The 13,285-nt window shown below is 41.8% G+C and carries 16 protein-coding genes; 1 reads left to right on the top strand and 15 read right to left on the bottom strand.

All coding sequences use genetic code 11. The features are described 5' to 3' along the window. Positions 1-140: 140 nt before the first annotated feature. The 6 genes from tlp to ABVF09_RS10140 all read right to left on the bottom strand — a co-directional run bounded on the left by tlp (position 141) and on the right by ABVF09_RS10140 (position 5,892). Complete coding sequence (gene tlp, locus ABVF09_RS10165; RefSeq protein ID WP_026570262.1) at positions 141-374, bottom strand: small acid-soluble spore protein Tlp; 234 nt, start codon at positions 372-374, stop codon at positions 141-143. A 12-nt stretch (positions 375-386) separates the two neighbouring features. Further along, a complete protein-coding gene (locus ABVF09_RS10160) occupies positions 387-530 on the bottom strand; it encodes an acid-soluble spore protein N (RefSeq protein ID WP_026570263.1) in 144 nt (47 codons plus the stop codon). 79 nt (positions 531-609) lie between these two features. Further along, positions 610-777: an FbpB family small basic protein gene (locus tag ABVF09_RS10155; RefSeq protein ID WP_152525537.1), complete on the bottom strand. Its 168-nt coding sequence runs from the start codon at positions 775-777 to the stop codon at positions 610-612. Between the two features lie 37 nt (positions 778-814). Next, positions 815-1,369 (bottom strand): TlpA family protein disulfide reductase, encoded by a 555-nt coding sequence (locus ABVF09_RS10150; RefSeq protein ID WP_153462611.1) that lies wholly within the window; start codon positions 1,367-1,369, stop codon positions 815-817. A gap of 346 nt (positions 1,370-1,715) precedes the next feature. Then, positions 1,716-4,424 (bottom strand): aconitate hydratase AcnA, encoded by a 2,709-nt coding sequence (gene acnA / locus ABVF09_RS10145; protein ID WP_026570265.1) that lies wholly within the window; start codon positions 4,422-4,424, stop codon positions 1,716-1,718. A gap of 337 nt (positions 4,425-4,761) precedes the next feature. Next, positions 4,762-5,892, bottom strand: a complete 1,131-nt coding sequence (locus tag ABVF09_RS10140; RefSeq protein WP_371069151.1) for an ATP-binding protein — start codon at positions 5,890-5,892, stop codon at positions 4,762-4,764. Between the two features lie 329 nt (positions 5,893-6,221). Here ABVF09_RS10140 and ABVF09_RS10135 point away from each other — a divergent pair, with 329 nt between their 5' ends. Beyond that, positions 6,222-6,689 (top strand): DUF2621 domain-containing protein, encoded by a 468-nt coding sequence (locus ABVF09_RS10135; RefSeq protein WP_051382032.1) that lies wholly within the window; start codon positions 6,222-6,224, stop codon positions 6,687-6,689. Between the two features lie 31 nt (positions 6,690-6,720). On the opposite strand, the gene ABVF09_RS10130 is transcribed toward ABVF09_RS10135, so the two are convergent. From ABVF09_RS10130 to ABVF09_RS10090, 9 genes are all read right to left on the bottom strand, one after another. Further along, positions 6,721-7,197, bottom strand: coding sequence for a CcdC family protein (locus ABVF09_RS10130; RefSeq protein ID WP_026570266.1), 477 nt, complete (start codon positions 7,195-7,197; stop codon positions 6,721-6,723). A 45-nt stretch (positions 7,198-7,242) separates the two neighbouring features. Then, the gene (locus ABVF09_RS10125) at positions 7,243-7,602 is read right to left on the bottom strand and encodes a response regulator (protein ID WP_026771319.1); all 360 of its coding nucleotides are present in this window, start codon (positions 7,600-7,602) and stop codon (positions 7,243-7,245) included. Positions 7,603-7,616: 14 nt separating this feature from the next. Then, on the bottom strand, positions 7,617-8,051 hold the full coding sequence (locus ABVF09_RS10120) for a Na(+)/H(+) antiporter subunit B (protein WP_026570268.1): 435 nt from the start codon (positions 8,049-8,051) through the stop codon (positions 7,617-7,619). A 59-nt stretch (positions 8,052-8,110) separates the two neighbouring features. Further along, complete coding sequence (locus tag ABVF09_RS10115; RefSeq protein WP_026570269.1) at positions 8,111-8,818, bottom strand: cytochrome c biogenesis CcdA family protein; 708 nt, start codon at positions 8,816-8,818, stop codon at positions 8,111-8,113. Between the two features lie 412 nt (positions 8,819-9,230). After that, positions 9,231-9,449: a YneF family protein gene (locus tag ABVF09_RS10110; protein ID WP_026570271.1), complete on the bottom strand. Its 219-nt coding sequence runs from the start codon at positions 9,447-9,449 to the stop codon at positions 9,231-9,233. 45 nt (positions 9,450-9,494) lie between these two features. Next, positions 9,495-10,112, bottom strand: a complete 618-nt coding sequence (gene sirA, locus ABVF09_RS10105) for a sporulation inhibitor of replication protein SirA (protein WP_081718100.1) — start codon at positions 10,110-10,112, stop codon at positions 9,495-9,497. Then, positions 10,112-12,118, bottom strand: coding sequence for a transketolase (tkt, locus tag ABVF09_RS10100; protein WP_026570273.1), 2,007 nt, complete (start codon positions 12,116-12,118; stop codon positions 10,112-10,114). Before tkt ends, sirA begins: the two co-directional genes overlap by 1 nt. Positions 12,119-12,252: 134 nt before the next feature. After that, positions 12,253-12,489 carry a DUF896 domain-containing protein gene (locus ABVF09_RS10095; RefSeq protein WP_026570274.1) on the bottom strand — a complete coding sequence of 79 codons (237 nt, stop codon included), beginning with the start codon at positions 12,487-12,489 and terminating at the stop codon, positions 12,253-12,255. Between the two features lie 110 nt (positions 12,490-12,599). Continuing rightward, positions 12,600-13,271, bottom strand: coding sequence for a YneB family resolvase-like protein (locus ABVF09_RS10090; protein WP_153462609.1), 672 nt, complete (start codon positions 13,269-13,271; stop codon positions 12,600-12,602). Positions 13,272-13,285: the final 14 nt, after the last annotated feature.

The raw sequence follows: 13,285 nt of genomic DNA, 5'->3' as shown, positions 1-13,285 counted from the left end.
GTTCGTCGTTGTAGATTTTTGTGCCTTTAAAAGGGGTATGTCCAAAAAAAGAAGTGACTGGACAAAAGCATGACCACAAAAGCAAAAACCGAACGAATGGAAATCGTTCGGTTTCTGCTTTTGTCCCAGCGTTTCCTTTGTTAATGATGCTGGCTGTCACGGTATTCGTCTTTGATTTCTTCTCTGAAACCACGGATTGATTCTTCTCTGCGCGCATTCTTCGCTTTGATTTGTTCCTTTTCTTCTCCTGAAGCAAACTTCATTGTTTCATGAGCTGCTTCCAAATTTGCAATTGTATTTTGAACCATATCTTGCAACTTTTCCACATTGTCTGAGCGATCATCAGGATTCGGCTGTGGTCGATGTTTCACCATGGCAAAGTCCTCCTATTCACCTTTGGTTTGAATCACTTGAGGCTTCTGGTCACTTTTTACCTGCATTTGTTTCCCTTTATTACCTCCAGCCTCCAATGGCTGCGTCCCTAGATGCCTGGGTCGGAAATGTTTGCTGTCCTTTTTAGGATTACCCAACTTGAGTCCCCCTTTCAAAAGGATACAATTATTATTGGCTAAATAGTTTCGCTTATACAAAAACAGGATGACCTGTAAATCAGTCATCCCGTTTTCCTAAATTGATGTTCCTTCGATTTTCTATTCTGTCCTCAATCTTGTTCAGTAACTTACTGTCATTTAAAATAGCATCCCTGTTTTCCTTAATCAAATCTTCGAGTGACTTTCGTTTTCTTAAAGAAATGGTCAACCCCTCCTCCGATAGCATTAATAGGAGGATTGCCCAATTTTTCAAAAAATATAAGCTAATCGAAAGATTTTAGTGTGTTTTCCATATACTCATAAGACATCGGCCCTGTCACTGTTTCCTTGATGTTGCCATCACTGCCGATAAAATAAGAAGTCGGGATATTCAAGACACGGTAAGTGTCCACGGCTTTTGAATCCTTATCCAAAAGAATTCGGAAAGAAACGTTCGCCTGCTCTTTAAATGATCTAACTTTTTCGATTCCTTCCAGTTCAGTCGCAGTAGCGTTGACTGCCAGTATTTCCACTTCGTTTCCATACTCTTGCTTCAACTGTTCTAAGGCAGGTATTTCCTCTTTGCAAGGACCGCACCAGGTTGCCCAAAAGTTCAACAGAATTTTTTTTCCTTTAAAATCGGATAATTTTATTTGCTTTTCTTCAAGTGACGGCAATGATAAATCGGGAGCAGCCTGTCCTGCTTTCAAATTGTTTGCAGAAGCGTGGTCATTGGCCAGTTGGTCCATATTTGTTTTCTCTCCATTATCAGTCACATTATAGATAAAAATGACAATTAACGTTAATAATAAAATTACAGCAGTCACTTTTTTTATCATTTACATCATTCCTCAAAAAATTTGGAAGCTTGTACCTGGTCATTATGGTCTTAGTTTATGTCGGGCATCCAAGATTTAGAAGCAGTATTCCTCTGTTATCTTAATTTGTTTCTAATTAGATGTAAAGGATTACGGGTAATTGTTCAAACTATAGTTATTCATCCTTCTGGTAAAAACGCTTGCCTCCCAATGAGGCAGACAAGATAAAAATGAATACTTTACCAAACACCCAGTAGCTGATCCTTTTCTGTCTTTGACTAGAAATTTTGTAATTATTAAGTGCTGTGCTTGAGGAGAGTCTTCCAACGAAAAACAGCCCGGCATCGCCGGACTGTTTAGATTCAAATTAGTTCGTTTCCAATTTGTTACGAAGCACCATCTGAAGGATACCGCCGTGACGATAGTAGTCGATTTCAACTTCACTATCAAAGCGTGCAATCACTTCAAATTCTGTTTTATTGCCTTGCTCGTCGGTCGCAGTCACTTTGACAAGGTCATGCGGTTTGACTGTTTCATCAATATCTACATCAAATGTTTCTTTTCCAGTCAATCCTAGAGACTCAGCGCTGTCACCTTTGGCGAACTGCAAAGGAAGCACTCCCATCATCACTAAGTTGGAACGATGGATCCTTTCAAAGCTTTCTGCAATGACCGTTTTAATTCCCAACAGGTTTGTACCCTTGGCTGCCCAGTCACGAGAGCTGCCCATGCCATAATCCTTGCCGGCAATGACCAATAGCCCTGTATCATCTTGTTGATATTTCATTGCTGCATCATAAATCGGCATCACTTCTTCTGTCGGCCAATAAGTTGTATATCCGCCCTCTGTACCAGGAGCCAGCAAGTTACGGATCCGGATGTTCGCAAATGTCCCACGCATCATTACTTCGTGATTACCACGGCGAGAACCATAAGAGTTAAAGTTTCTAGGAGAAACGTCTTTTTCTTGCAGATATTTACCAGCAGGCATGTCTTTCGCGATTGCCCCAGCTGGTGAAATATGGTCCGTGGTTACCGAATCCCCGAATTTGCCAATGGCGCGCAAGTTATTTAGCTGATGGACTTCTCCGGCTTCTTTAGATAATCCCTCAAAGAATGGCGGATTTTGGATATAGGTTGATTCATCATTCCATTTATACAGTGGTTCATCAGTCGTTTCGATTGCATTCCACTTCTCATTGGAATCAAATACGCTTTCATATTCTTTCCGGAAGATTTCTGGTGTTACCGCATTGGCTACTTCCTGTTTAATTTCGTCAATGGATGGCCATATATCATTGAAATAAACAGCATTTCCATCATTGTCCGTACCGATTGGATCTTTGTACAAGTCTACATCGACACTGCCGGCAAGTGCATAAGCTACCACCAGAGGAGGAGAAGCCAAGTAATTTGCTTTTACCAGTGGATGGATACGCCCTTCAAAGTTACGGTTTCCGGATAGCACGGAAGAAACGGTGAGATCGCTTTCCACAATCGCATCTTCAATTTCCGGGGACAATGGACCGGAGTTACCGATACAAGTCGTACAGCCATAGCCGACAAGGCTGAAACCTAATTTTTCAAGATAAGGCATTAACCCGGAATCCTCCAGATAACGCGTAACTACTTTGGAACCAGGTGCAAGCGATGTTTTAACATACGCCGGCACTTCAAGCCCTTTTTCTACAGCCTTTTTGGCTAGTAGTCCTGCCCCGAGCATGACGTAAGGATTGGAAGTATTGGTACAGGAAGTAATTGCCGCGATAGCCACTGCACCTGTTTTCATCACGGATGATTTTCCATCCGGATGATCAATCGATGCTTCTTTTTCGAATTCTTTTGCATCCAAACCAAAACCTTGATTGCCTGCTGGTGCTGTTACTGCCTCGTTAAACGACTCTTTCATTTTGGAGAGCGGAATTAAATCTTGAGGACGTTTTGGTCCAGATAAATTCGGCTCAAGCTCTGACAGGTTTATTTCAACCAATTCAGTAAATTCCGGATCCGGTTGATCAGAGGAATACCAAAGGTTGTTTTCTTTACAATACTTCTCCACTAGGGCGATATGGTCCTCACTTCTTCCGGTCAGTCGCAAGTAATTCAAAGATTCCTGATCGACAGGGAAGAACCCGCAGGTAGCCCCATATTCTGGTGCCATATTGGAAATGGTGGCACGATCGGCCAAAGGCATATCCTTCAATCCAGGTCCGAAGTATTCTACAAACTTACCGACAACATTGCGTTCCCTTAGCACTTGCGTCACTTTCAAAGCCAAGTCGGTGGCGGTTGTGCCATTCGGGAAGCTGCCGGTGAATTTGACACCGATAACCTCTGGCGCCGGGAAATAGGAAGGCTGGCCGAGCATTCCTGCTTCTGCTTCTATACCGCCGACACCCCAGCCAAGAACCCCTAATCCATTGATCATGGTAGTATGGGAGTCCGTCCCTACAAGGGTATCAGGGAAAGCGTCATATTCACCGCTTTCATTTTCAAGCGCATGGACAACATTCGCGATATACTCAAGATTGACCTGATGGACGATACCTGTTGCAGGTGGAACAGCACGATAGTTATCGAATGCTTTTTGAGCCCAATTTAAAAATTCATATCGCTCCATGTTCCGTTCGAATTCCAAATCCATATTCGCTTGCAAAGCATTTGGTGTCCCATATTTGTCTACCTGGACAGAATGGTCGATAACCAGGTCAACAGGGACTTCCGGATTGATTTTATCAGGAGCTCCTCCCATGTCGACCATTGCTTTTCGCAAGGAAGCGAGATCCACCACTGCAGGTACACCTGTGAAGTCCTGCAAGATGACACGAGATGGTTTGAACGGAACATCCTTCCCTTCCGCTTTCCCCCATTTCGCAAGGCTTTCGACATGTTCATCCTTGATAACAAAGCCATCGTGTTGTCTAACCAGGGATTCAAGCAACACGCGGATAGAAAAAGGAAGGCGGGTAATATCGCCTAGTCCTGCGTCTTCCAGGGCTTTTAATTGATAAAAGTTATACGTTTTACCATTCAGTTCGAATTGCTTTTTTGCATTATAAGTATTATTTGCTACCATAAGACTTTATGTTACCCCCTTTAAAGATTATGAATCGTCGAAGGATACTCCAATCCCCTATTTAACAGCCTTCGACAAAATCTATAGATTGAATCCACAATATATTTTAAATGAAATCGATTTATAAGTAAAACATTTGATCATATTTTTAGAAAGTTTTAGTTTTGAAGATTGCGAGTATGTAAGGATTTTAGGCAGGAAACGACATGCAAGCCTTATGTACAATATAGCTTCATAACTTACGGGGAAAGCTGCTACCGGGTATCTCCTGTAGAAAGTCTTGTCGTTTCTTTAGTCATATGCACTTTCTACAGGACGTTTTGCAGGGGGTTTTTATTCAGTATTCCTGTTTGGTCGGCAGGATCACCCTGAAGGTGCTCCCTTTTTCGGGGTTACGATAGATTTCCAGTCTGCCATGGTGCTTTTCGACGATTTGGTTGGATATCATCAAACCAAGACCTGTGCCATCTTTTTTGGTCGTGAAAAAAGGCTCTTTCAATTTATGGAGAATGTTTTCCGGTATGCCGGGGCCCTCGTCGACAATATCTATTTCAATCGATCCTTTGTTCGTTCTCCCATGCACGAAGACGCTTCCTCCGTCTTTCATTGCCTCCACTGCATTTTTGATTAAATTGATAAAAACCTGTTTAATTTGGGAACGATCACAAAATACACATTGTTCTTTATCAAGGTCCATGTATATATCGACATTTTTCAACTTGGCCTGAGAACGAAGCAAAACAATGACATCATTCAACAATTCTGATATCATCTCCATTTTTTTATCATCAGTCATCGGTTTTGAAATGAAAAGCAACTCGGAAGTGATGGTCTCTATTTTTTCTATCTCATCCACCATAATTTTGTAGTACTCCTCTTTCCGGTCGATACCAGCCTGGAGCAATTGGAGAAACTCTTTGATGGATGTCAGCGGGTTACGTATCTCATGAGCGACACCTGCTGCCAGCTGCCCAGCCACGGACATTTTTTCTGAGCGTATCATCATTTCTTCTGCTTCCTTTTTGTCCTGTATATCTTTGGTTACAGAGACCACTAAGTCGGCTGCATGCTCTTCATCTCGTAATCTGCCAATTACACTTTCTGCCCAAATATATTTTCCTTCTTTATTGCGGATACTCAAATGAACCTTTTGAGAATCAGCGGAATATTGGCTGAATTTAGACTTCAGAAGGCTTTGGTCATACGGCGATAAGAGTTCCAACACAGAGATTCCGATCAATTCTTCTGCTTTATAGCCGAGCATATGATACACTGACTTAGAAATGTATAAGACCCGGCCATCCAGATTGCATACAGTGATTAAATCGTATCCGTTGTTCTCAATCCATTCGAGCATGCTATCCGGCAATCTGGTCAGCAAATAATCAGTAGCAGGATGATGATCGTTTAATTCCATAGTATGCGTAAGATGGATATTCGTCTCATTGTTTCTTTCTTCTGAATCCATTCCTTTTGTCCCCCTATCTCATGTACCGACTACTAGGATGATTATCTCAAAAAGTCCGCCTTTCTTCTATCTTTTTCATTTATCCAGTATGAAAACTTGTATTTATAAAAATATCCTTTTATAATTACCATAGTTGATTCCGATGATAAAAGGTTTGCTAGTGAAACTTGATCAGAGCGATCCTTCAATCCCGAAATATGATTAAACAATTATTAGTAATATTACTATAAATATCAAAAAAATTAAACTTTTGCACTATTTTTTCTCCATTTCCACTATATTTCTTTACTTTAACAATATGACTAAAAACAGAAAGATTGGTGATCGACATGACAGGCGGTTTTGCTTATTTCATCGTTGCCTGGGTGTTCTTGCTGGTAGGTTTGATGGCGATTGGCGGTTTCTTTATGTTCCGCAAATTCCTTAAACGGCTCCCTAAAGAGGATGGCAAATCCATACTTGATTGGGAAGAATATTATGTAAATAAAACACGGCATATGTGGGGCAAAAAAGAATTGACATTGCTTGAAGAACTCGTTTCTCCCGTACCCGAATTATTCCGGGATATCGCGAGACAAAAAATAGCGGGGAAAATTGGGGAAATTGCTTTGGAAAAGAAACGGAAAAAGATCACGCAGGACATATTAATCGAAGGATATATCATCGCCACACCTAAGCGGGATCATAAATTTTTACAAAAAAAACTGAATGAGAAACAAATCGATATGGAACCTTATGCAGAATTATTTGAGTCGGAGAGAGTTCCTGCCACTAAGTCAACACCCCGCAGTCAATAACCTAACCAACTGCGGGGTTTATCCTTTCCTTTTATGAAGTGACAGAACCATTCAGGCGTTTTTCAATCCTGGTAAATTTCCATAACATGGCAATTCTCCAAGATAATATCATTCCGAATGCCAGTAAAAAGAACATGCCGCTCGTTTCTCCAACAGACACGGTTTTCCCGATGATCACCTTTAAGGTGATGCGGACGATTAATAATCCGAATAAGATAAATACAAACGCTTTGGAAGGAATCAAGTAAATATATCCATTTTTCACTTCGAAATTCGAGCTTTTGATCAAAAATAGAGAAAATACCACCCCGACAGAAAAAGCCTCCAATACTTGGGCCCACGATACTTGAAAAGCAGGTACTAAAAACATAAAAGCACCCGTACTCATAAACAAAGGCGGCAAAATGATTCTTGCTTTGCTTGCCGGCCTCCTCGAAGCTTTCATCCTGACAAATATCATGGTGACTGCCATCAGAATTCCTACGATTGTGGTTGCTGTTATCAGCATAATATCAACTCTTCCATCTTGTCTATATGTATGTACCGAATATGGTCAGCTCAGTACCCGATTTACGGCCTCAAGTACTCTGTTTTCATCGAAAGGCTTTACAATAAAATCTTTTGCTCCTTTTTCAATGGCTTCCACCACCAGTTTTTGTTGCCCCATCGCTGAACACATGATTACTTTCGCCTGACTGTCAAAAGCTTTTATTTCTTGCATTGCCTCCATGCCGTTTTTACCTGGCATGGTGATATCCATGGTAACTAAATCCGGTGACAACCGTTTGTACATCTCAACCGCTTGATCACCATCTTCCGCTTCTCCTACAACGATATGGTTTCCGTTTTCCAGAATTCCCGCTAAAGTTACACGGATAAACTTTGCATCATCAACCACTAATATGTTTGCCATCAAATTCCCCCTTACTATTCACGATCGCCGGCAATCGAAAGAATGATCGTCATAGTTATTCCTACAACCGTAAGATATACCCCTAAATCGAATAAAAGCGCTGTGGCCAGTTCTTTATCGCCAAGTAACGGAATATGGAAGTGGCCAAAAGTTTGATTTAAAAACGGTTCGCCAAATGCGAAAGAACCGGCGCCTGTCAACAATGCAATTAAAAGTCCAGTCGGTATTAAAAAACGATAATTCACGGGGATGATTTTGCTGACAGCCCTCTCACCATAAGCCATATACATGAGTACAATCGCTGAAGCAGTCATCAAACCGCCGACAAATCCACCTCCAGGAGCGTTATGCCCCGCAAGAAATAAATAGATAGAGAAGGCGAATAAAATGAATGATATTAACACTGTCGCCGTTCTTAAAATCAAGTCATTTGTTCCGTGCATCTTCATAACTCCTTTTTCATGTCCGTAATTCTATCATAATATAAATATGCAGCGATTTCCATTGGTTAAAACCCGTAAAAGTTAAACCAGCCTGCAAGGTAAGATGTGAGGTCCGTCATCCAGTCGAAGAATAAAGCGATTCCCATAAATATCATGACATAACCGCCGATTTTCACCAACCGCGGACCATTCCTTTTTATCCATTTCATCTTTCCGACAAAGAAGGATAAAATCAGAAATGGAGCAGAAAAGCCCAATGAATAAGCAGTCATCATCACCATTCCAAGCTCCGGATTATCTGCGGATAACGAGATAACGGCACCGAGGATAGGGCCTGTGCAAGGCGTCCATCCCATCGAGAAAGCCATTCCGATTAGAAAGGAACCGATGAAACCACCCGGCCTGTTGCGAAAAACGATTTTATGATCCTTCATCAGAAATTGAAAGTTGAATACTCCTATGATAACCAATCCAAAAAATACAATCAAAATCGCACCAAGCTGGCGGATGGCATCCTGCCAGGTCAACAAAAATTCCCCTATGAATGTGGTGAAAAAACCGAGTAAAACGAAAACGCTTGAAAATCCAAGCAAAAACAACACAGTATGGATAATGCTTTTGCTATTCAACATTCCGTTTTCAACCTTTATCTCGTTTACACTCATTCCGGTTATGTATGATAAAAAAGCCGGATATAATGGCAGGACGCATGGAGAGATAAACGATAGGAAACCTGCTCCAAAGGCAATAAATATATTTAATTCTGCCGCCATTTTTCCCCCTCCTTCATTTAGTCATCTCTATTGTAGCTTAATACAAAATATTCACTTCTATAATGACTGGAAAACCGCTTAATACCTATGTTTCAACTTGTGTACAAAATCCGGATGACCAAGAAATCCGGACCGGCAATAGAAAAGAAACCAGAACACTGCAGCCCACAACATCTTGAAAAGCGACTGCTCAACCTAATTATTCTAACTCTAGCGGATTTTATTAGTAAAGCAGATAGTTCCGTCTTTTTTAGTGTAGCAGAAGATAAATCCGCCATTGTGACAACTAAGTGAAATTTTCACTTTCTTACATATAAATCCCTTGCCGCTAAGTGACAAGGGATTTATATGTATAGTTATCAAATAGAATCTATTTTAGATACCATTGACCGCTAATAAGTGGGTTCATTCATTATTTCGATTGGTTGTTCATCGCCCGCATCATTTGATTGATTTTTTTCTGCGATGGCTTTTGTCCCATTTGCATCATCAATGTGCGAAGCATTTGTTCATTAATCGGCGGGTTCTTCTTAAGGTAATTCATCATATATTTTCTCGCAATGAAAAACCCCAGAGCAACACCGGCAATCAAAGCAATAATGGCAATCAATACTACCCAAATCGTGCCCATGTCACGTCTTCCTCCTTCAAGTTGTCTCTAATACAGTATAGTAAATCATAATAGAGAATACAATAGCCTTGTATTCAAGTCCTTATGCCGTTTACCTATCGGTGAGATCCAACCATAATTGTCTGAATCACATTCGATAATAAAAAAGCGGCTGTCAAATCGCCTGAGATATTGAAACAACAGATTTTCCATAGCAGAAAAGCTGGTGGAAAACCCATGTATGCACCTTACGTCAATCAGTAACTCAGCAACGTCCGACCGATGATCTTTTATACGCAATCTGTTCCCGTCCTTCTCGAACTCTGATTTGCCAGAATGCGAAAATGCCAGATAGTCCATCAATTCTCGTACAGGAATCTCAGACGTTACATATCTTGATTGTTTATATGTGATACTATCTCGTGGATAAACATCAAACTTTCGTAAAAATCGATATAAAATTTCTGATCGATAAAAATAATGATTCGCGAATTCACTGTTCACTATAAATATGGAGTAATTAGGCAATGGCTTGTCCCTCCCTGCTAGGGACAAGTATACACAATCCAATGCGAAACTGTTGTCAAACGATGGAGTGGAATTCTTCGAATATTGTCGAACAAGAAAAAGATGAATCCATAATAGACCCCCCAGCGATAGCGGCAGCCTGGGGGGGAAGGACATTAACCTTTGATAAGGTTTTCAGCCTGATTGACCACATTCTCAACGGTAAATCCGTATTCTTCCAAAATCTTTTCTCCATTGGCAGAAGCACCGAAAGTCTCTATGCCCAACACTTTGCCTTCATCCCCTACATAACGTTCCCATCCGAAAGGAGAAGCCATTTCAATTGCCAGGCGTTTTTTCACGGTAGTTGGGAGAACTTCTTCCTGGTATGCTTTATCCTGTTGTTTAAAGCGATCCCAGGAAGGCATGCTGATTACACTGACATCGATGCCTTTGTTTTTCAGTTCTTTCTGGGCGCTTACTGCCAGTTGTACTTCCGATCCAGAAGCAAGAAGCAAACCGTCCGCTTGGTCGCCGTCAGCCGGGCTGATGACATAAGCGCCTTTTTTGACTCCTTCATACGCCTGTTCTTTGGTTCCCTCCAAAGTAGGAAGGCCTTGTCTGGTAAGAACCAGTGCTGTTGGAGTTTTTGTGGATTCTAACGATAGCCTCCACGCTGCACTGGTTTCATTTCCATCAGCCGGACGAATTACAGACAAATTCGGCATTGCCCGAAGAGATGCCAACTGTTCGATCGGCTCATGAGTTGGTCCATCTTCTCCCACTGCGATGGAATCGTGAGTGAACACATATGTTACCGGAAGATTCATGATGGCAGACAATCTAACAGCCGGGCGCAAGTAGTCACTAAACACAAAGAAAGTACCCGCATAGACCTTCAATCCTCCATGCAGCCCCATTCCATTCAAGGCTGCAGCCATGGCAAACTCACGAACACCAAACCAGATATTTCTGCCAGAATAGTTATTTCTCGAAAAATCCCCTGCTCCTTTTACATTCGTTTTATTCGAACCAGCTAAATCCGCGCTGCCCCCAAAAAAGTAAGGTACTTTATTGGCAATAGCATTAATTACTTCGCCAGAAGAAGCACGAGTGGCCAGCTTATCTTTTCCCGCCTCGTAACTCGGCAGCTCATCTGCCCAGTCGGCCGGCAGTTCTCCCTTGATTGCATTCGCTAATTCTTCGGCAAGCTCTGGATATTGAGACTTATACTTTTCAAACAGAGCATTCCATTCATCTTCAGCCTGCTTGCCTTGCTGCACGATTTTTTGATCGAAATCCTGATAGACTTCTTCCGGTACGTGAAATTCATCATGCTCCCATTCATAAGCCTGTTTGGTAAGTTTGATTTCATCCGCCCCTAGAGGAGCGCCATGGGAAGCAGAAGAAGCAGACTTGTTCGGTGAACCATAACCAATAACGGTTTTCACTTCGATCAAGGTAGGCTGATCCGTGTTTGCTTTCGCTTCTTTGATCGCATCCCGAATTGCAGATAAATCATTGCCGTCTTCCACCCGGATGACCTGCCATCCATATGCTTTGAACCGATCCTCTACATTTTCAGAAAAGGACTGGGACAGCTCCCCATCCAGGGATATATCATTCGAATCATACAAAGCGACTAACTTGCCAAGTTTTAAATGGCCAGCCAGGGATGCTGCTTCGTGCGAGATTCCTTCCATTAAGTCTCCGTCACTGACAAGAGCAAAAGAGTGATGGTCAATCACCGGAAATCCTTCTTTGTTGTACTTGGCAGCTAGATGTTGTTCTGCCATCGCCATGCCGACTGTCATCGCCAAGCCTTGGCCGAGCGGTCCTGTAGTGGCTTCTACACCTTCTGTATGGTGGACTTCTGGATGACCGGGAGTTTTGGATCCCCATTGGCGGAAGCCTTTCAAATCATCGATCGTCAATCCATAACCGGACAGATGGAGAAGGCTGTATAACAGCATTGACCCATGTCCGGCCGATAGAACAAATCTATCTCGGTTGAACCAGTGTGAGTTCTTGGGATTGTGAGTCATGAAGTCGGTCCAAAGGGTATATGCCATTGGAGCAGCCCCCATCGGCAATCCCGGATGACCGGAGTTCGCATTTTCAATGGCATCGATTGACAAGGTACGAATTGTATTAATGGATAGTTTTTCTGTTTGGTTTACCATGTATTGTTGTAACCCCTTTCTGATTTACGGTTTATGTACACCTCATATCCTATAATGAAAAGACAAATCAAACAAGCATTTCAGCATGTCCATTATAATTCCATGCTGGAATGCTTGTCAAAAAGGCTTCATTCTCAATGATTGTTTTTCTCCCGATGTTTTAAATCTTTGACTTTTTGGGGAGTGACGTCCTTTCCTTCCGGATCAACCACTGTCATGCTTTTAAATTGGTTTTTAAAGGATTTTCGTACATTTTTCAAGTACTCCTCCCTCAATGACTGTTGCTCCTGCTTTTCATTAGTCGTCAAGCCTTCTTCTTTTGCTTTTTTAGCAAGGACGTTGATTCTATTCAACTTATCTTTTGAAAGCATAAGAAACTCCTTTAAAATAATTTATAGTTCTTGTTTTGCCATAAAACAGTTTTTTGAAACAAAAAAACAAGTCCTGACAGAACCGAACTTGTCTTGTACATATCTTATCGCTACTCCGGATCGGAATCAAGTGAAACATACTCTTGAAACCTACGATGGACGGTCGCTTTCGAAACAGGATATCCAAGCCCCTTCAAAGTAGCCGCTATTTCTTCGAAAGTCAGCTTATTCGCCCTTAGCCTGACCACCTCGTCAATCGGGAACTCTATTCTATCTCTTCCTGAGGCTTGATGCTGATTCGCCAGGTTTTTCCCTGGATCATACCCACGTTCCATTGCTTTACGCATTCCGCGTTTAATTTTCAAATTATGGATTTTTCTTTGATATTCCTCTACAATGCCGACGATTTGCAGAACCATGGAATCGGACTCGGATAATTCCAACTGTCCTCGATGCGTCAGTGAATATACAGGGATTTGCAATTTGTTGAGCTGATGAAACAAAGCGATCTTTGTATTGCCTCTCCCAAGCCGTGTTTCATCCTGAACGAGAAGACAGTCGGCTTTTTTTGAGGAAAATAAATCGAGCATCTGGAACACGCCTTCCCGGTCTATCTCGTAGCCGCTTTTTTGTTCTTCTATAATCGATACAACGTCTAATTCATGATTGGCAGCCATATCTGTTAACTCCTGCTTCTGTCGCTGCAAAGAGGTTTCCTGCTCTTCTTTAACCGTGCTAACTCTACAATATATTACTACTTTTTGCTGTTTTGTTGTCTTCACAAGCTGACACCTCT

It is taken from the genome of Sediminibacillus sp. JSM 1682029 (assembly GCF_041366435.1).
Classification (GTDB): domain Bacteria; phylum Bacillota; class Bacilli; order Bacillales; family Amphibacillaceae; genus Sediminibacillus; species Sediminibacillus terrae.
The sequence above is the reverse complement of the archived record's forward strand: the minus strand, read 5'-3'. Positions and strand labels throughout refer to the sequence as shown.